General features: G+C 52.0%; 1 protein-coding gene. It reads right to left on the bottom strand.

The genetic code is table 11. From position 1 onward, the window contains the following. Nucleotides 1-243 (bottom strand): homeobox domain-containing protein (locus C6N31_RS47360; RefSeq protein ID WP_198359716.1); only part of this gene is annotated, 243 nt, incomplete at its 3' end. Between the last annotated feature and the right edge of the window lie 34 nt (nt 244-277).

Raw genomic sequence — 277 nt, 5'->3', positions numbered from 1 at the left:
CTGCTTCTGATCCAGTCCCGTGGACTCCGCAAGCGCCAGCTTCTGCGATTCCGAAGGATAAGGCCACTTGTAATGCCTGCTCCACCAGTCCAGTAGTTGTTGCCGAGCTTCTTTCGGTAGCTTCCCCTTCTTCCTCTTCTTCATGAACTCCTGCTTCAGACTCCCTAGATACCCACTGTATCTGCGTAGCAGTTGGCCCTTGAGTTCTTGATCCTCCGCCTGTGGATCGATGAAGTTGTTCACGTCCACGTCTTCTTCAGATGATCCATTCCTTTCA

Source organism: Streptomyces fildesensis, from assembly GCF_016107395.1.
GTDB lineage: Bacteria > Actinomycetota > Actinomycetes > Streptomycetales > Streptomycetaceae > Actinacidiphila > Actinacidiphila fildesensis.
This window is presented reverse-complemented; position numbering and strand designations above follow the sequence as displayed.